We start from the raw sequence: 18,865 nt of genomic DNA, 5'->3' as shown, positions 1-18,865 counted from the left end.
GCCGCGTGTTGCCACGCGGCACGTAATCAGTCACGCATCTGCGCTGGCGCAATCACTTCGCGCGAGCCGTTGGTGTTCATCGAGGTGACCACGCCGGCCATTTCCATGGCTTCGATCATGCGGGCAGCGCGGTTGTAGCCAATCTTCAGCTTACGCTGTACGGCGGAGATCGAGGCGCGGCGGCTTTCAAGCACGAACTGCACCGCTTCGTCGTAGAGCGCATCGGTCTCGGCATCATCGTCGCCACCGCCGCTGCCACCGTCGAAGCCGCTGCCGGCCTCTTCGACGCCGGCGAGGATGTCGTCGTTGTATTCCGGGGCGCCACGCAGTTTCCAGGCTTCCACCACACGGTGCACCTCATCGTCGGAGACGAACGCGCCGTGGACACGGATCGGCAAACTGGTGCCCGGCGGCATGTAGAGCATGTCACCGTGGCCCAGCAGTTGCTCGGCGCCGCCCTGGTCGATGATGGTCCGGGAATCGATCTTGCTCGACACCTGGAACGCCATGCGGGTCGGGATGTTGGCCTTGATCAGGCCGGTGATCACGTCCACCGACGGACGCTGGGTCGCGAGGATCAAGTGGATCCCGGCGGCCCGCGCCTTCTGGGCGATACGGGCGATCAGCTCTTCGACCTTCTTTCCGACGATCATCATCATGTCGGCAAATTCGTCGACCACCACCACGATGGTCGGCAATTTGGTCAACAGCGGCGCTTCGTCGTGGATGCTTTCACGCTTGTACAACGGGTCGGTCAGCGGCGTGCCGGCGTCCTGGGCTTCCTTGACCTTGGCGTTGAAGCCCGACAGGTTACGCACCCCCATCTTCGCCATCAGCTTGTAGCGCCGCTCCATCTCGGCAACGCTCCAGCGCAGGGCGTTCGCCGCATCCTTCATGTCGGTCACCACCGGGCACAACAGGTGCGGAATGCCTTCGTAGATCGACAGCTCAAGCATTTTCGGGTCGATCATGATCAGCTTGGCGTCATCCGGGCCCGACTTGAACAGGATCGACAGGATCATCGCGTTCACACCCACCGACTTACCGGAACCGGTGGTACCGGCAACCAGCAAGTGAGGCATTTTCGCCAGGTCGGTGATCACCGGCTTGCCGCCGATGTCGTGGCCCAGGGCCAGGGTGACCGGCGACTTGAAGTTGTCGTATTCCGGGGTCGACAGCACTTCGGAGAAGCGCACGATCTGCCGGTCTTCGTTGGGAATCTCGATACCGACGGTAGTCTTTCCCGGAATCACTTCCACCACCCGCACGCTGGTCACGGCCAGCGAACGCGCCAGATCCTTGGCCAGGTTGGAAATGCGGCTGACCTTGACGCCGGCAGCCGGCTGGATTTCGTAGCGGGTAATCACCGGGCCCGGGTGGATCGAATCCACCGAGACTTCGACGCCGAATTCCTTGAGCTTGATTTCCAGCAGGTGGCCGACGGCCGCCAGGGATTCAGGGGAGTAATTGAGCTGTTTCTTTTCCGCAGGATCAAGAATCGAGATCGGCGGCAAGGTGCCTTCCACGGCGCTGTCGACAAACAACGGCGCCTGTTTCTCTTTCTGCACGCGGTGGCTTGGCTCGGGGGCCTTCGGCGGCGCAGGGGCAATCACCGGCGGCACTTGCTTCTCGCGGTCCGACATGTGCTTGGTCAGGGCCTGCTCGCGTTCGATCAGGCGTTCCTTGACCTTCGCCTGCTCACGCCGGTCCGGCGTGCTCGGGGCCACCACCTCGTTGACGCGGGTATCCACCTCGCGCAGTTGCGCAACCATGCGTTTGCGGTCCACCCGGGCCGACCACCAGCGATTGGCGGCGCCCTGAAACAGTTCGAGCAGGTCGAGGGTGATCTTGCCGGTCACGTCCATGACCTTGAACCAGGACAGGTCGGTAAACACGGTGAGGCCGAACAGGAACAGCGCAATAAACATCAGGGTGCTGCCCTGGATATTCAGGGTCCTGCGGGCCAGATCGCCGAGGCTTTCGCCCAGAGCGCCGCCGGCACCGGCCGGCAGACCGGTAGGTGCATGGAAATGGATATGGGCCAGGGCCGCGCCGGACAACACCAGGAACACCAGGCCGATCAGGCGCCAGGAGAACAGCCAGCCGCTCCATTGCCACGGCTCGTGACGCTGGCGGAAGATCTGCCAGGTCTTGATGGCCAGCAGCAACGGGAAGATGTAAGCGAAGTAACCCAGCACCATGAACAGGATGTCGGCGCTGTAGGAGCCGGCCGGACCACCGAAGTTCTGCACGTCTTCGATCTTGCTGTTGTGGCTCCAGCCTGGATCGTCCTTGCCATAGGTAAGCAAGGCCATCATCAGGAACAGGCACAGCGCTCCGATGGCGATCAGTGCACCTTCCTTGAGTCGGTAGTGCAGGTGCTGGCGCCAGGCGGGCACGACTGCGGCTTTAGGTGTTGCGGCGGATTTCTTCAAAACGGGTCTTTTCCTGCGCCTTTAGCGCGTCCATCTGTTGAATGACTGCAAAACACTGCCCAATCCGGGCAGGTAAAAAATGAACGAGTGCCAGTGGAGCTACTTTTAACACCCTGCTACTGATTCATGAAACGGCGATAACGCCCCAATGGCCGCATTGTACGGGTTTGTGTGCGCGATGCCACGCACTTGGCCCTACGTTACACAGCATAGCCAATGTTCAATTTCATAACGTTCAATTTGAGCATGCATTGTCTTTACTGACAAAGGCTTATGAGCTGTTTTTGCCAATCCAGGCTAGCTTGCCGACCGACGTACGCGATTACGACCACGCCCCCGGCATAGAGTTGCAGAAACACCCGTTCATGCTTATCTGCATCGATCCCATGTTCGGGGTAGCCCCAGAGCGTTTCGTCGACAATAATCACAGCTCTTGCAACGGACAACATCGCCGTTACCGCCCTCCCCTTCCGTAAGCCTGGATGCCATGCTGACCTGGTTACAACGCAACACCCTGACCTTCCCACCGCTGGCCAAGGCCATGCGCGAACCCAATGGCCTGCTCGCTGCCGGTGGCGACCTGTCGGCCGACCGCCTGATCCAGGCCTACCGCCACGGCTGCTTTCCCTGGTTCTCGGAAGGCCAGCCCATCCTCTGGTGGTCGCCCGACCCACGCACCGTACTGTTCCCCGATGAGCTGCACGTTTCCCGCAGCCTCGGCAAATTGTTGCGCCAGCAGCGTTACACAGTGACCTTCGACCAGGACTTCGCTGCGGTCATCCAGGCGTGCGCGGCGCCGCGCAGTTATGCCGATGGCACCTGGATCACCGAAGCCATGCAGAACGCCTACCTGCAACTGCACCAGCGCGGTTATGCGCATTCGGTGGAGGTGTGGGACGCGGGCGAACTGGTGGGCGGCCTGTACGGCCTGGCGATGGGCCAGTTGTTTTTCGGCGAGTCCATGTTCAGTCGCGCCGACAACGCCTCGAAATACGGCTTTGCCACCCTGGTTCGGCAACTACAGGCCTGGGGCTTTGTGCTGATCGACTGCCAGATGCCCACCGATCACCTGCACAGCCTCGGCGCCCGCGCCATTCCCCGCAGCGACTTCGCCAACTACCTGCGCGACCATTTGGACCAAACCAGCTCTGCTCCGTGGGTTTCCTAGGCGACTTCCCCACACCTGGCTTACACTTATTTCAAAGCTTATCCGAGGGTTGATCATGACCGAGCTGGCGCGTTTGAAGTTTTATGCCACTCAACCCCACTCATGCAGCTATCTGCCCGATGAGCAGGCCACCACGCTGTTCCTCGACCCCAGCCAGCCGATGGACGTGCATGTGTATGCCGATTTGTCGGAAATGGGCTTCCGGCGCAGCGGCGACCACCTTTACCGGCCGCACTGCCAGAACTGCAACGCCTGCGTACCGGCGCGCATCCCGGTGGCGCAGTTCCTGCCGGACCGCAACCAGAAACGCATCCTGAAGCGCAACGCCGACCTGACCGTTACCGCCACCAAACCCGGCTTCAGCGAAGAATATTTCGACCTTTACCAACGCTACATCGAACAGCGCCACGCCGACGGCGACATGTTCCCGCCCAGCCGCGACCAGTTTTCCACCTTCCTGGTGCGCGACCTGCCCTTCTCGCGCTTCTATGAGTTTCGGCTCGAGGGACGACTGGTGGCGGTCGCCGTGACTGACCTGCTGCCCAATGGCCTGTCGGCGGTCTACACCTTTTATGAGCCCGCCGAGGAACGGCGCAGCCTGGGACGCTTTGCGATCCTGTGGCAGATCGGTGAAGCCTTGCGCCTGGAATTGGAGGCGGTGTACCTCGGATACTGGATAAAAAACTGCAAAAAGATGAACTACAAGACCCAATATCGGCCCATTGAGCTGCTAATTAACCAAAGATGGGTCACGTTGAACTAGAACCTCTTGGCTTAAACACCCTTTTTCGGGCACAATGCACGCCGCTTTTGCCTGGCGCAGTTGCACCGGGCCATTCACTGGATACCGAGGGCTTTACTGCATGTCGAAAGAAGACAGCTTCGAAATGGAAGGCACTGTCGTCGACACCCTGCCCAACACCATGTTTCGTGTGGAGTTGGAAAATGGGCACGTCGTAACCGCGCATATCTCCGGCAAGATGCGCAAGAACTACATTCGTATTCTTACCGGTGACAAAGTGCGCGTCGAACTGACGCCCTATGACCTGAGCAAAGGGCGCATCACTTACCGCGCCCGTTAATCAAGTCAATACAAAACGCCCGGTTATGCCGGGCGTTTTTGTGTGTGCGCTATTTACCTGAAACCAGAAATCCCTTGTGGGAGCGGGCTTGCTCGCGAATGCGGCGTATCAGTCACTGATTGTGTCGACTGGCACACCGCATTCGCGAGCAAGCCCGCTCCCACATTTGATCTGCATCGGTTTCAAGACAGCAAAAAGGCGCCTCTCGGCGCCTTTTTGTTTTGTTGCGTCAGCTATCAGGCCATTTCAGCCGTGGTTTCGAAGTCGAAGGTCAGCTCGCCGTCCTTCAGATCGATGTGCACCACGCCACCATGGTCTGCCAGTTCGCCGAACAGGATCTCTTCCGCCAGTGGGCGCTTGATCTTGTCCTGGATCAGGCGAGCCATTGGCCGAGCGCCCATTGCCGCGTCGTAGCCACCTTCCGCCAGCCAGTTGCGCGCCGCGTCCGAGACTTCCAGCTGCACGCGCTTGTCTTCCAACTGCGCCTGGAGCTCGGTGAGGAACTTGTCCACCACGCTTTTGATGACCTCATGGCTGAGGCGACCAAACTGGATGATGGTGTCCAGGCGGTTGCGGAATTCCGGCGTGAAACTCTTCTTGATCACTTCCATGGCGTCGGAAGAGTGATCCTGATGAGTAAAGCCAATGGAAGCCCGCGCGGCCGTTTCGGCACCGGCGTTGGTGGTCATGATCACGATCACGTTGCGGAAGTCCGCCTTGCGCCCGTTGTTGTCGGTCAGGGTGCCGTGGTCCATGACCTGCAACAGCAGGTTGAAGACTTCCGGGTGCGCCTTCTCGATTTCATCGAGCAGCAGCACGCAATGTGGCTGCTTGGTGATCGCCTCGGTCAACAGGCCGCCCTGGTCGAAGCCGACATAGCCCGGAGGCGCACCGATCAGGCGCGACACGGTGTGACGCTCCATGTACTCGGACATGTCGAAACGCACCAGCTCGATCCCCATGGCCTTGGCCAATTGCCGCGCCGCTTCGGTCTTGCCGACGCCGGTAGGCCCGGCGAACAGGAACGAACCGACCGGTTTGTCCGGCGACTTGAGGCCAGCGCGGGACAGCTTGATCGCGGTGGACAGCGAGTCGATCGCCGCATCCTGACCAAACACGGTCAGCTTGAGGTCGCGCTCCAGGTTACGCAGCAGCTCCCGATCGGAGGTGTTGACGTGTTTTGGCGGAATCCGCGCGATCTTCGCCACGATATCCTCGACCTGAGGCACGTCGATGCGTTTCACACGCTTCTCTACCGGCTGCAGGCGCTGGTAGGCACCCGCCTCGTCGATCACGTCGATGGCCTTGTCCGGCATGTGCCGGTCATTGATGTAGCGCGATGCCAGCTCGGCGGCTGCACGCAGCGCCTCATCGGTGTACTCGATGCCATGGTGCGCTTCAAAGCGCCCCTTGAGCCCGCGCAGGATGCCAATGGTGTCTTCTACCGAAGGCTCGGACACATCCACTTTCTGGAAGCGGCGCGCCAGGGCGCGGTCTTTTTCGAAGATCCCGCGGAATTCCTGGAACGTGGTCGAACCGATGCAACGGATATCGCCCGAAGACAGCAGCGGCTTGAGCAGGTTCGACGCATCCATCACGCCACCGGAAGCCGCACCGGCACCGATGATGGTGTGGATTTCGTCAATGAACAGGATCGCCTGCGGGCGTTTTTTCAGCTCGCCGAGCAACGCCTTGAAGCGCTTCTCGAAATCGCCACGGTACTTGGTCCCGGCGAGCAATGCGCCCAGGTCAAGGGAGTAGACGACGCTGTTGGCCAGCAGGTCGGGCACCTGGTTATCAACAATGCGTTTGGCCAGGCCTTCGGCAATCGCGGTTTTACCCACGCCTGCCTCACCGACCAACAACGGGTTGTTCTTGCGGCGACGCGCCAGGATCTGCGCCACGCGCTCAACTTCCAGCTCACGCCCTACCAGCGGATCGATCCGCCCCTGGCGCGCCAGTTCGTTGAGGTTGCTGGCATAAGCGTCCAGCGGGTTGCTCGAAGAAGAAGACTCACCGCCCTCGTCATCCTGCATATCCTGCTCACCTTCCGAGTGATCGCCATGCCCCGGCACCTTGGAAATGCCATGGGCGATGTAGTTGACGACATCAATACGGGCAACGCTTTGCTGCTTGAGCAGGAAGACGGCCTGGCTTTCCTGCTCGCTGAAGATCGCCACGAGCACATTGGCCCCTGTGACTTCGCGCTTGCCGGAGCTCTGTACGTGGAAAACGGCACGCTGCAGTACCCGCTGGAAGCCCAGGGTTGGCTGGGTCTCGCGGTCCTCGTCATGAACGGGGATCAACGGCGTGGTGGAGTCGATAAACTCCTGCAGGTCATGCTTGAGTTTGTCGAGATTGGCACCACACGCACGCAGTACGGTGGCGGCAGCTTCGTTATCCAAAAGTGCCAGCAGCAGGTGCTCGACGGTCATGAATTCATGACGCTTCGAACGGGCCTCCTTGAAGGCAAGATTGAGGGTGACTTCGAGCTCGCGGTTTAACATAGCTTCACCTCATACCCAAGTGGTCGGAGTTAACCGTCCTTCTCGATTTCACAGAGTAGCGGATGCTGGCTTTCCCTGGCGTACTGGTTGACCTGCATGGCCTTTGTCTCGGCGATGTCGCGGGTAAACACTCCACATACTGCCCGTCCTTCTGTGTGAACGGCCAGCATTACCTTGGTCGCCAACTCGCGGTTCAGGTTAAAAAACACCTCGAGCACTTCGACGACGAAATCCATCGGTGTGTAGTCATCATTGAACAAAACCACCTTGTACATCGGCGGCGCCTGTAAAGCAGGCTTGGCCTCCTGGACAGCAATGCCTGCAGAACCGTCGTCGTCTTCTTGATGATCCGGGCGATCCTGATTGAATGTTAGTCGAATCTGGCTGATTGCATGCATGGAAAGAAAGGTTCGTCAGTGGTTCAAATACAGTGGTGGGGGCGACCTGTCAGAATTTCAACTCTGACCGACTGGTCGCCTTGACTATCGGCAAATCAGTGTTACAACCAATAGAACCCACAGTGGGTAAAAAAGGTCCGCGCAGTCAACCTTATTTATTCGGGTTAGGACGGATAAACTGGATGATACTCCAGTGATGGAGTCTGGTGCAGAGGGATATGGGCATGGCGAGCGGTAAGGTCAAGTGGTTCAACAATGCCAAGGGTTACGGCTTCATCAACGAAGACGACAAGACTGACGACCTATTTGCGCATTACTCGGCTATCCAAATGGATGGCTACAAGACACTAAAGGCAGGGCAACCGGTTTCCTTCGACATCATTCAGGGACCCAAGGGCTTGCACGCAGTGAATATCAGCGCTCCAGTCAGCGCCACTACCCCCAAAGAGGGCGTTGCTCAAAAATCAAAAAGACAACTGGCCTGATCAGCCACTGAGCAAACGCTCTAAAAAAAACCGGCCCATCAGGCCGGTTTTTTTACGCCCCTGTATCAGCTTACATATGCGAAATCAGCGCATCCCCGAACGCCGACGACGACAGCAACTTGGCGCCGTCCATCAAGCGGTGGAAGTCATAGGTCACGGTCTTGGCCGAAATTGCGCCGTTGGTGCCCTTGATGATCAGGTCGGCCGCTTCGGTCCAGCCCATGTGGCGCAACATCATTTCCGCCGACAGGATCAGCGAACCCGGGTTGACCTGGTCCTTGCCGGCATACTTCGGCGCAGTACCGTGGGTGGCTTCGAACATCGCCACGGTGTCGGACAGGTTGGCGCCCGGCGCAATACCGATACCGCCCACTTCCGCCGCCAGGGCGTCGGACAGATAGTCACCGTTAAGGTTAAGGGTGGCGATCACGTCGTATTCGGCCGGGCGCAGCAGGATCTGCTGGAGCATGGCGTCGGCAATGGCGTCCTTGACCACCACATTCTTGCCGGTGCGCGGGTTCTTGAATTGCATCCACGGGCCGCCATCCAACAGGGTCGCGCCGAACTCTTCGGCCGCCACTTCGTAGGCCCATTCCTTGAAGGCACCTTCGGTGAACTTCATGATGTTGCCTTTGTGCACAATGGTCAGCGAGTCGCGGTCGTTATCCACGACATACTGCAAGGCCTTGCGCGCCAGGCGCTTGGTGCCTTCCAGGGACACCGGCTTGATGCCGATCCCGCAGTTCTGGTCGAAACGGATCTTGGTGACGCCCATCTCTTCCTTCAGGAACTTGATGACCTTGATCGCTTCCGGGGAGCCGGCTTTCCACTCGATGCCGGCGTAAATATCCTCGGAGTTCTCGCGGAAGATGGTCATGTCCACATCGCCTGGCTTCTTGACCGGGCTTGGCACGCCTTCGAACCAGCGCACCGGGCGCAGGCACACATAAAGGTCGAGCTGTTGGCGCAGGGCCACGTTCAGCGAACGGATACCGCCACCGACTGGGGTGGTCAGCGGGCCCTTGATGGAAACCACGTAGTCCTTGACCGCATCCAGGGTTTCCTGGGGCAGCCAGGTGTCCTGGTCGTAAACCTGGGTGGCCTTTTCGCCGGCATACACCTCCATCCAGGAGATTTTGCGCTTGCCGCCATAAGCCTTGTTAACAGCTGCATCGACCACCTTGATCATCACCGGGCTGATGTCGACGCCAATACCGTCACCCTCGATGAAGGGGATGATCGGGTTGTCAGGAACATTGAGAGAATGGTCTGCATTGACGGTGATTTTGTCGCCGACTGCCGGAACCTGAATCTTCTTGTATCCCATGCTGAACTCCATCTATGGATTGAACATCTGGCTGCGTTCGAGCCTACTCCAGATAAATGAGGACTGAAACCTCAGGCCCTGCACATTTGCGTCGAAAACAGCATATTTAGCGGCCTACAAGCTTGAAAGCAAAGGGAAAAGCGCCAATCTTGAGCACATCATGCGACTTTAGGCGCAACCCGCTGCCTGCGACCTTTAGACCAATGGACGACACACCTTTTGTATGAAGGCTCGGCGTAAGCATAGCGACCTATGTATAATGCCGCCGCTGACCAAAGAGTCACGACGGCCGACCGCTCTAGACAGACGCCCTCCGCCAGAAAAGCCGAGCTACTACAGTAGCTCACCCGCTTGACGCTCGACTGATGCAACCCAACATCACCGCGAAGAAACTTCGACATTTCGCTCATGGATGACTTTGAACGAACGCGCTTTACCCGGCGCATCTCGAGTTTCTGCGCATGCTTTCAGCAAAGAAGAGAGTTAATCCGAATATGCCCACCCGCTCGAAGATCATCTACACCTTCACCGACGAAGCCCCAGCCCTCGCCACCTATTCACTGCTGCCTATCGTAGAGGCCTTCACCGCTTCCGCTGATATTGCCGTGGAAACCCGCGACATTTCCCTGGCCGCGCGCATCCTCGCAAGCTTCCCCGAGCAACTGGGCGCCAAGGCCGTGCCGGACCACCTCGCCGAACTGGGCGACCTGGCCGTTACCCCTGAAGCCAACATCATCAAGCTGCCGAACATCAGTGCCTCGACCCCTCAGCTGCAAGCTGCGATCAAGGAACTGCAGGCCCAGGGCTACGCCCTGCCGGACTACCCGGAAACCGTAACCACCGACGCGGAAAAAGAAACCCGTGCACGTTACGACAAGGTCAAGGGCAGCGCCGTGAACCCGGTACTGCGCGAAGGCAACTCCGACCGCCGCGCCCCGCTGTCGGTCAAGAACTACGCTCGCAAGCACCCGCACAAAATGGGCGCCTGGGCTGCCGACTCCAAGTCCCACGTTGCCCACATGAGCAACGGCGACTTCTACGGCAGCGAGAAAGCCGTTCAGATCGAAGGCGCTGATGCCGTCAAGATCGAACTGATCGCCAAGGACGGTACTGCTACCGTCCTGAAGGAAAAAACCAGCGTACAAGCTGGCGAGATCATCGACACCGCCGTGCTGAGCAAGAAAGCCCTGCGCAGCTTCATCGCCGCTGAAATCGAAGACGCCAAGAAACAAGGCGTGCTGCTGTCGGTTCACCTGAAAGCCACCATGATGAAGGTTTCCGACCCGATCATGTTCGGCCAGATCGTTGCCGAGTTCTATAAAGACGCACTGGCCAAGCACGCTGTGGTGCTGGAGCAGATCGGCTTCAACCTGAACAACGGCATCGGCGACCTGTACGCTCGCATCAAGGCCCTGCCGGCCGATCAGCAAGCGCAGATCGAAGCCGACATCCAGGCGGTATACGCTGCTCGCCCTTCCCTGGCGATGGTCAACTCCGACAAAGGCATCACCAACCTGCACGTGCCGAGCGACGTCATCGTCGACGCATCGATGCCTGCCATGATCCGTGACTCCGGCAAGATGTGGGGCACCGACGGCCAGCTGCACGACACCAAGGCCGTGATCCCGGATCGCTGCTACGCCACTATCTACCAGGCAGTGATCGAAGACTGCAAGGCCAATGGCGCCTTCGACCCAACTACCATGGGCAGCGTGCCAAACGTTGGCCTGATGGCGAAAAAAGCCGAAGAGTACGGCTCCCACGACAAGACCTTCCAGATCAAGGCTGACGGCGTAGTCCGCGTCACCGACAGCAAGGGCAACCTGCTGATGGAACAGGCTGTTGAAGCCGGCGACATCTTCCGCATGTGCCAGACCAAAGACGCGCCGATCCAGGACTGGGTCAAACTGGCCGTCAACCGCGCCCGCGCCAGCAACACCCCGGCCATCTTCTGGCTGGACCCGCAGCGCGCGCACGACGGCGTCGTGGTCGAGAAAGTTCAGGCTTACCTGAAAGACCACAACACCGAAGGCCTGGACATCCGCATCATGTCGCCGGTCGACGCGATGAAGTTCACCCTGGAGCGTACCCGCAAGGGCCTGGACACCATCTCGGTGACCGGCAACGTTCTGCGCGACTACCTGACCGACCTGTTCCCGATCATGGAACTGGGCACCAGCGCCAAGATGCTGTCGATCGTGCCGCTGATGAACGGTGGCGGCCTGTTCGAAACCGGCGCTGGCGGCTCGGCTCCGAAGCACGTGCAGCAACTGGTTGAAGAGAACTTCCTGCGCTGGGATTCCCTGGGCGAGTTCCTCGCCCTGGCCGCATCCCTCGAGCATTTGGGTGTGACGTACAACAACCCGAAAGCCCTGGTACTGTCCAAGACCCTGGACCAGGCCACCGGCCAGTTCCTCGACAACAACAAGTCGCCATCGCGCAAAGTCGGCAACATCGACAACCGCGGCAGCCACTTCTACCTGGCGCTGTACTGGGCTCAAGCCCTGGCGGCCCAGACCGAAGACACTGCATTGCAAGCGCAGTTTGGCGAACTGGCCAAGACCCTGACCGCGAATGAGGCAACCATCGTTGCCGAGCTCAACGCTGTCCAGGGCAAGCCAGTGGACATCGGTGGCTACTACGCACCGAACGCCGAGCTGACCAGCAAGGCCATGCGCCCAAGCGCCACCCTCAACGCGGCAATCGCTGCGCTGGTGTAAGGTTGTAAGGATGCAAAGAAGCCCCGGCCCTGTGCCGGGGTTTCTGTTTCTGGACATGGCACTTTTATTGAAGAAACCCAATCAAAATGTGGGAGCGGGCTTGCTCGCGAATGCGGTGGATCAGTCAATACCTCTTTAACTGACACGCCGTATTCGCGAGCAAGCCCGCTCCCACACTGAATGCAATCGCGCCTGAAGACAGCGTTACACCTTGAATCGAGGCACTTTATGACCTGGCTACCTCACATCACCGTCGCCACCATCGTCGAAGACAACGGCCGCTTCCTGATGGTCGAAGAACTCAAGGGCGGCCGCGCCGTGCTCAACCAGCCCGCCGGTCACCTCGACCCGAACGAAACCCTGACCGAGGCCGCCGTGCGCGAAACCCTCGAAGAGACCGGCTGGGACGTCGAAGCCACCGGGATTGTCGGGATTTACCTGTACACCGCTCCCAGCAATGGCGTGACCTATCAGCGCGTATGCTTCATCGCCAAGGCCCTGCAACACCACCCGGACTACCCACTGGACGACGGTATTCTGCGCGCCCGCTGGCTGACCCGTGACGAATTGATGGCCCTGCGCGAAGACTGGCGCAGCGAGCTGATTATCCGCTGCATCGACGATTATCTGGCCGGCCAGCGCCACAGCCTCGAATTGATCCGCCCTTCTCTTTAGCCTTGCAGACGCGAGCCTGCTAGAATCGCGTCCTTTTTAAAGACTCCCGTTGAAATCCTATGCGTGATCCAGCCCCTTCTGACACACAAAAGAAGCGCGTCATCGTCGGTATGTCCGGCGGCGTGGATTCTTCCGTTTCCGCCGTTCTGCTCATGGAGCAGGGTTATGAGGTGGAAGGCCTGTTCATGAAGAACTGGGAAGAAGACGATGGAACGGAATATTGCACCGCCATGGACGACTTGGCGGATGCCCAGGCCGTCTGCGACAAAATCGGCATCAAGCTGCACACCGCCAACTTCGCCGCCGAGTACTGGGACAACGTGTTCGAGCACTTCCTGGCCGAATACAAGGCCGGTCGCACGCCGAACCCGGACATCCTGTGTAACCGCGAGATCAAGTTCAAGGCGTTCCTCGACTACGCGATGATCCTAGGTGCCGATCTGATTGCTACTGGCCACTACGTGCGCCGTCGCGACATCGATGGCCGCACCGAGCTGCTCAAGGGCCTGGACGCCAACAAGGACCAGAGCTACTTCCTGCACGCCGTCGGCGGCGAACAGATCGCCAAGACCCTGTTCCCGGTGGGCGAGCTGGAAAAGCCCGAAGTGCGCGCCATTGCCGAGAAACACGGCCTGGCCACCGCCAAGAAGAAGGATTCCACCGGGATCTGCTTTATCGGCGAGCGCCGTTTCAGCGACTTCCTCAAGCAGTACCTGCCGGCGCAACCGGGCGAGATCAAGACCACCGAAGGCGAGATCATCGGCCGTCATCACGGCTTGATGTACCACACCATTGGCCAGCGCCAGGGCCTGGGCATCGGCGGCTTGAAAGACGCCGGCGAAGAGCCGTGGTACGTGCTGGTCAAGGACCTGGAGCACAACGAGCTGATCGTGGGCCAGGGCAATGACCACCCATGGCTGTTCTCCCGCGCCCTGCTGGCCTCGGACATCTACTGGGTCAACCCGGTGGACCTCAGCAGCCCGCGCCGCCTCACGGCCAAAGTGCGCTATCGCCAGAGCGACCAGCCCTGCACCCTGGAAAAAACCGCCACCGGCTATCGCGCCACCTTCGACGACCCGCAGCGCGCCGTAACGCCCGGCCAATCGGTAGTGTTCTATGACGGAGAGATTTGCCTGGGGGGCGGTGTGATCGAAGTTGCCGAACCCTGGAGCAGCCAGGCATGAGCCCGACCCAGGAGCAACTGACGGCACTGGGCGGCGTGTTTCTCGCCGCGGTGCTGGTGGACAAGATCGCCAAGACCGGCCAGGTCACCGAGGCAGGCCTGACCTGCATGCTCGGCAGCCTGCTGATCCGCGACCCGAAGGACACCCTGGAAGTGTACGGCGGCGACGACCTGGCCCTGCGCGAAGGTTATCGCGCACTGGTCGGCGCCCTCGAGCGCGACCCAAGCACCTTGCAGCGCGAGCCGCTGCGCTACGCCCTGTCGATGCTCGGCCTGGAGCGTCAATTGGCCAAGCGCGACGACCTGCTGGACACCATCGGCAAGCGCCTGCCGCAGATCCAGTCCCAGGTCGAGCATTTTGGCCCGGCCCACGAAAACGTGATCGCAGCCTGTGGCGCCCTGTACCAGGACACCCTGAGCACCTTGCGCCAGCGGATCCAGGTGCACGGCGATATGCGCAACCTGCAACAACCAAACAACGCCTCGAAAATCCGCGCCCTGCTGTTGGCCGGTATTCGTTCGGCGCGGTTATGGCGCCAATTGGGCGGTCATCGCTGGCAGTTGGTGGTCAGCCGACGCAAATTGCTGAAAGAGCTTTACCCGTTGATGCGCAACGAATAAGTCGCAGCAACCGATTTTTTTATAGCCCCACGCGTAATACGCCGGTCAGTTGGCAACGGACCGGCGGATTTTTTCATGTATGATACGCGCCCCATTTCGTTGCCCGACTGTCCGAGAACACCCCATGCAGCTTTCTTCGCTCACTGCGGTTTCCCCTGTTGACGGCCGCTACGCCGGCAAAACCCAGGCCCTGCGCCCTATTTTCAGCGAATACGGGTTGATCCGTGCTCGTGTTCTGGTTGAAGTGCGCTGGCTCCAGCGCCTGGCCGCTCACCCTGGCATCAGCGAAGTGCCGGCGTTCTCTGCCGAAGCCAACGCTGTGCTGAACGCCCTGGCGGAAAACTTCGCTCTGGAGCACGCCGAGCGTGTCAAAGAGATCGAGCGCACCACCAACCACGACGTTAAAGCCATCGAATACCTGCTCAAAGAGCAAGCGGCCAAGCTGCCGGAACTGGCCAAGGTCAGCGAGTTCATCCACTTTGCCTGCACCAGCGAGGACATCAACAACCTGTCCCACGCCCTGATGCTGCGCGAAGGCCGTGATGACGTGATGCTGCCACTGATGCGCCAGACTGCCGACGCCATCCGCGAACTGGCGATCCGTTTCGCCGACGTTCCGATGCTGTCGCGCACCCACGGCCAGCCGGCTTCGCCGACCACCCTGGGTAAAGAACTGGCCAACGTGGTGTACCGCCTGGAGCGCCAGATCGCTCAAGTCGCGGCCGTACCGCTGCTGGGCAAGATCAACGGCGCCGTAGGCAACTACAACGCCCACCTGTCGGCCTATCCTGAGATCGACTGGGAAGAAAACGCCCGCGCCTTCATCGAAGACGAACTGGGCCTGGGTTTCAACCCGTACACCACGCAAATCGAACCCCACGACTACATCGCCGAGCTGTTCGACGCGATTGCGCGCTTCAACACCATCCTGATCGACTTTGATCGCGATATCTGGGGCTACATCTCCCTGGGCTACTTCAAGCAGCGCACCATTGCCGGCGAAATCGGTTCATCGACCATGCCGCACAAGGTCAACCCGATCGACTTCGAAAACTCCGAAGGCAACCTCGGGATCGCCAACGCCCTGTTCCAGCACCTGGCCAGCAAGTTGCCAATCTCCCGCTGGCAGCGCGACCTGACCGACTCCACCGTACTGCGCAACCTCGGCGTGGGCTTCGCCCACAGCGTGATCGCGTACGAAGCCAGCCTCAAAGGCATCAGCAAACTGGAGCTCAACGAGCAGAAGATCGCCGCTGACCTGGACGCTTGCTGGGAAGTCCTGGCCGAGCCGATCCAGACCGTGATGCGCCGCTACAACATCGAAAACCCGTACGAGAAGCTCAAAGAGCTGACCCGCGGCAAGGGCATCACCTCCGAAGCGCTGCAAACTTTCATTGACGGCCTGGATATGCCAGCCGCCGCCAAGGCCGAGCTGAAACTGCTCACCCCGGCCAACTACATCGGCAACGCTGTGGCTCAAGCCAAACGCATCTGATAGAAGCTTGACCCCTTGAGACGCCCGGCAGCGCCGGGCGTTTTTATTCCCGTCTGAAAAGTGCTTTTTTTCAATAGGTTACACATGAATCCTGACATTCCTCTTCAACTTCTGGGCGGCATCACAGCACGGGAATTCCTGCGCGACTACTGGCAGAAAAAACCCCTGCTGATCCGCCAGGCCATCCCTGACTTCGAAAGCCCGATCGACGCCGACGAACTGGCCGGCCTGGCGCTGGAAGAAGAAGTCGAGTCGCGCCTGATCATCGAACACGGCGAACGCCCGTGGGAGTTGCGCCGCGGCCCGTTCGCCGAAGATGCCTTCAGCACCCTGCCCGAGCGCGAGTGGACCCTGCTGGTGCAGGCGGTCGACCAGTTCGTGCCGGAAGTGGCCGAACTGCTGGAAAACTTCCGCTTCCTGCCAAGCTGGCGCATTGACGATGTGATGATCAGCTACGCCGCCCCGGGTGGCAGCGTGGGCCCGCACTTCGACAACTACGACGTGTTCCTGCTGCAAGGTTCCGGCAAGCGCAACTGGAAGATCGGCCAGATGTGCAACTCCGAAAGCCCGCTGCTGCAACACGCGGACCTGCGCATCCTCGCTGAATTCGAAGAGACCGCCGAATGGGTGCTGGAACCGGGCGACATGCTCTACCTGCCGCCCCGCCTGGCCCACTGCGGTGTGGCCGTGGATGATTGCATGACTTACTCCGTAGGCTTCCGCGCTCCGAGCGCCGCTGAAGTGCTGACCCACTTCACCGACTTCCTCAGCCAGTACCTGACTGACGAAGAGCGCTACACCGACGCCGATGCCCAGCCGGTCAGCGACCCGCACCAGATCCAGGGCGACGCCCTCGACCGCCTGAAAAGCCTGTTGGCCGAGCACATGAGCGACGAGCGCATGCTGCTGACCTGGTTCGGCCAGTTCATGACCGAGCCGCGCTACCCGGAACTGGTCGCCGGCCCGGAAGTGGAAGAAGAAGACCTGCTGGGCAGCCTGGAAAACGGCGCCGTGCTGATCCGCAACCCGAGCGCCCGCCTGGCCTGGTCCGAAGTCGACGACGACCTGCTGCTGTTCGCCAGCGGCCAGAGCCGCCTGTTGCCGGGCAAGCTGCGGGAACTGCTGAAGCTGGTGTGCGCCGCCGACGCCCTGCACATCGACAACCTCGGCCCATGGCTGGCGGATGAAGATGGCTGCGCCCTGCTGTGGGAACTGGTCAAGCAAGGGAGCCTGGGGTTTGCCGATGAATAAGATTCACGTAAGTGTCGCGGACTGGCAAAAGGATATCGCCGAGATACGGCGCATTCGTGAAGCGGTATTTATCGCTGAACAATCGGTTCCACCGGAGCTGGAATGGGATGCAGACGACGCGAGTGCCGTGCATTTCCTGGCGTTCGAAGGCGACTTTCCCATCGGTACTGCACGCCTGCTGCCTACCGGCGAGATCGGCCGCGTGTCGGTTCTCAAGGACTGGCGCGGCCTGAAGGTCGGCGACAAGCTGATGGAAGCGGTGATCGGCGTGGCCGAGAAACGCGGCCAGACCCGGCAGATACTCAGTGCACAGGTCCATGCGGCGCCATTTTATGAGCGCCTGGGCTTCAAGATTGTCAGCGATGAGTTCCTGGAAGTCGGGATTCCTCACGTTGATATGGTGCGCGAGGGCTGATCCGAGACCGCGCCGCGCCCTTCGCAGGCAAGCCAGCTCCCACATTCGATCCAGTACATCCTTTGGAATGAGGTCAAATGTGGGAGCGGGCTTGCTCGCGAAGGCGCCATCAGCAACACCTCAAAAGGCCCTGCCATCCCCCGATGCCAGGGCCTTTTGCCGTCCAGGATTCAACTTGCACCCCGCCAGGCCGACAAACTGGCAATATCTAGCCTAAATGACTCGCAGAGATAACGGACATGTCCCTACGCACCCTGCTCACCCTGTTGCTCCTGGCCACCAGTTTCTCGGTGATGGCCGCCACCGAAGTCGTGCCCCTGAGCAACCGCACCAGCGCCGACCTGCTGCCGGTGGCGCAGAACTTTATCGGCAAGGACGGCACCGTCAGCGCCTACGGCAACCAACTGATCGTGAATGCCGAGCCCGACAAGATCCAGGGCCTGCGCGCCCTGCTCGCGCAACTGGATACGCCTTCCAAACGCCTGTTGATCACCGTCGACACCAACGAAAACAACCAGCAGAGCAACGGCAACAATCAAACACAGGTCATCACCTACAGCACCGAAAGCCGTGACGGCGGGATCCAGCAGATCCAGGCCAGCGAAGGCGTGCCTGCGCTGATCCAGGTCGGCCAGAGCGTGCCCCTCACCACCACCCAGCCCGATGCCTACGGCCGCCCGCAGAACCAGACCCAGTATCGCAACGTAACCCAGGGTTTCTACGTGACGGCCAGCGTCACCGGCGAGACCGTTCACCTGAGCATCAGTACCAATCGTGACCGCATGAGCCAGGAACGTCCCGATGTAGTGAACGTGCAAAGTACCGACACAACTGTCAGCGGACGCCTGGGCGAGTGGATCACCCTGGCCGGGATCAACCGCCGGACCCAGGCCGACAAAAGCACTACAACCCGCAGCTACTCTACTCAAGGGCGCGATGACCTGACATTGCGGGTCAAAGTCGACACGCTGAACTGAAGCACCGAAAACTGACTGGCGAGTCGTATTAGACTAAAGATGTAGTGCTTGAAAAAAAGCACTACAAAACATTTGACGATCCAAAAAAGCATGGGCATGATGGCCTCGCTCCCGCTAATCAGGGGC

General features: G+C 60.0%; 16 protein-coding genes. 12 read left to right on the top strand and 4 right to left on the bottom strand.

What is annotated here, in order from left to right:
• Positions 1–26: 26 nt before the first annotated feature.
• Entirely contained in the window at positions 27–2,435 is a 2,409-nt protein-coding gene (ftsK, locus tag HX815_RS25535; protein WP_003219614.1) for a DNA translocase FtsK, read from the bottom strand.
• Between the two features lie 487 nt (positions 2,436–2,922).
• On the opposite strand from ftsK, the gene aat reads away from it, so the two are divergent.
• The 3 genes from aat to infA all read left to right on the top strand — a co-directional run bounded on the left by aat (position 2,923) and on the right by infA (position 4,685).
• Positions 2,923–3,603: a leucyl/phenylalanyl-tRNA--protein transferase gene (gene aat / locus HX815_RS25530; RefSeq protein WP_003219611.1), complete on the top strand. Its 681-nt coding sequence runs from the start codon at positions 2,923–2,925 to the stop codon at positions 3,601–3,603.
• Between the two features lie 55 nt (positions 3,604–3,658).
• Positions 3,659–4,366, top strand: coding sequence for an arginyltransferase (locus tag HX815_RS25525; protein WP_003219609.1), 708 nt, complete (start codon positions 3,659–3,661; stop codon positions 4,364–4,366).
• Between the two features lie 100 nt (positions 4,367–4,466).
• Complete coding sequence (gene infA / locus HX815_RS25520; protein WP_002553999.1) at positions 4,467–4,685, top strand: translation initiation factor IF-1; 219 nt, start codon at positions 4,467–4,469, stop codon at positions 4,683–4,685.
• A gap of 236 nt (positions 4,686–4,921) precedes the next feature.
• Here the strand turns inward: infA and clpA are convergent, their stop codons facing one another.
• Together clpA and clpS are read right to left on the bottom strand one after the other, a co-directional pair.
• Positions 4,922–7,192 carry an ATP-dependent Clp protease ATP-binding subunit ClpA gene (gene clpA / locus HX815_RS25515; protein WP_003219606.1) on the bottom strand — a complete coding sequence of 757 codons (2,271 nt, stop codon included), beginning with the start codon at positions 7,190–7,192 and terminating at the stop codon, positions 4,922–4,924.
• Positions 7,193–7,221: 29 nt separating this feature from the next.
• On the bottom strand, positions 7,222–7,590 hold the full coding sequence (clpS, locus tag HX815_RS25510) for an ATP-dependent Clp protease adapter ClpS (RefSeq protein WP_003219604.1): 369 nt from the start codon (positions 7,588–7,590) through the stop codon (positions 7,222–7,224).
• Positions 7,591–7,814: 224 nt separating this feature from the next.
• Between clpS and cspD the strand changes: the two genes are divergently transcribed.
• Positions 7,815–8,075, top strand: a complete 261-nt coding sequence (gene cspD, locus HX815_RS25505; RefSeq protein WP_023658953.1) for a cold shock domain-containing protein CspD — start codon at positions 7,815–7,817, stop codon at positions 8,073–8,075.
• Positions 8,076–8,145: 70 nt separating this feature from the next.
• Here the strand turns inward: cspD and icd are convergent, their stop codons facing one another.
• A complete protein-coding gene (icd, locus tag HX815_RS25500) occupies positions 8,146–9,402 on the bottom strand; it encodes an NADP-dependent isocitrate dehydrogenase (protein WP_003219599.1) in 1,257 nt (418 codons plus the stop codon).
• Between the two features lie 494 nt (positions 9,403–9,896).
• Between icd and HX815_RS25495 the strand changes: the two genes are divergently transcribed.
• The 8 genes from HX815_RS25495 (at position 9,897) to HX815_RS25460 (ending at position 18,739) form a co-directional block, all read left to right on the top strand.
• Positions 9,897–12,122: an NADP-dependent isocitrate dehydrogenase gene (locus tag HX815_RS25495; protein WP_087693052.1), complete on the top strand. Its 2,226-nt coding sequence runs from the start codon at positions 9,897–9,899 to the stop codon at positions 12,120–12,122.
• Between the two features lie 228 nt (positions 12,123–12,350).
• Entirely contained in the window at positions 12,351–12,797 is a 447-nt protein-coding gene (locus tag HX815_RS25490; RefSeq protein ID WP_008431568.1) for an NUDIX hydrolase, read from the top strand.
• A 59-nt stretch (positions 12,798–12,856) separates the two neighbouring features.
• The gene (gene mnmA / locus HX815_RS25485) at positions 12,857–13,981 is read left to right on the top strand and encodes a tRNA 2-thiouridine(34) synthase MnmA (protein WP_003219588.1); all 1,125 of its coding nucleotides are present in this window, start codon (positions 12,857–12,859) and stop codon (positions 13,979–13,981) included.
• Positions 13,978–14,601, top strand: coding sequence for a high frequency lysogenization protein HflD (hflD, locus tag HX815_RS25480; protein ID WP_003219586.1), 624 nt, complete (start codon positions 13,978–13,980; stop codon positions 14,599–14,601). Before mnmA ends, hflD begins: the two co-directional genes overlap by 4 nt.
• A gap of 124 nt (positions 14,602–14,725) precedes the next feature.
• On the top strand, positions 14,726–16,096 hold the full coding sequence (gene purB / locus HX815_RS25475; RefSeq protein ID WP_003219584.1) for an adenylosuccinate lyase: 1,371 nt from the start codon (positions 14,726–14,728) through the stop codon (positions 16,094–16,096).
• 84 nt (positions 16,097–16,180) lie between these two features.
• A complete protein-coding gene (locus tag HX815_RS25470) occupies positions 16,181–17,347 on the top strand; it encodes a cupin domain-containing protein (protein ID WP_003219582.1) in 1,167 nt (388 codons plus the stop codon).
• A complete protein-coding gene (locus HX815_RS25465; RefSeq protein ID WP_003219580.1) occupies positions 17,340–17,762 on the top strand; it encodes a GNAT family N-acetyltransferase in 423 nt (140 codons plus the stop codon). Before HX815_RS25470 ends, HX815_RS25465 begins: the two co-directional genes overlap by 8 nt.
• 239 nt (positions 17,763–18,001) lie before the next feature.
• Complete coding sequence (locus tag HX815_RS25460) at positions 18,002–18,739, top strand: secretin N-terminal domain-containing protein (protein WP_177029078.1); 738 nt, start codon at positions 18,002–18,004, stop codon at positions 18,737–18,739.
• The last annotated feature ends 126 nt before the right edge of the window (positions 18,740–18,865 follow it).

It is taken from the genome of Pseudomonas sp. E6002, from assembly GCF_013385565.1.
GTDB lineage: Bacteria > Pseudomonadota > Gammaproteobacteria > Pseudomonadales > Pseudomonadaceae > Aquipseudomonas.
The sequence above is the reverse complement of the archived record's forward strand: the minus strand, read 5'-3'. Positions and strand labels throughout refer to the sequence as shown.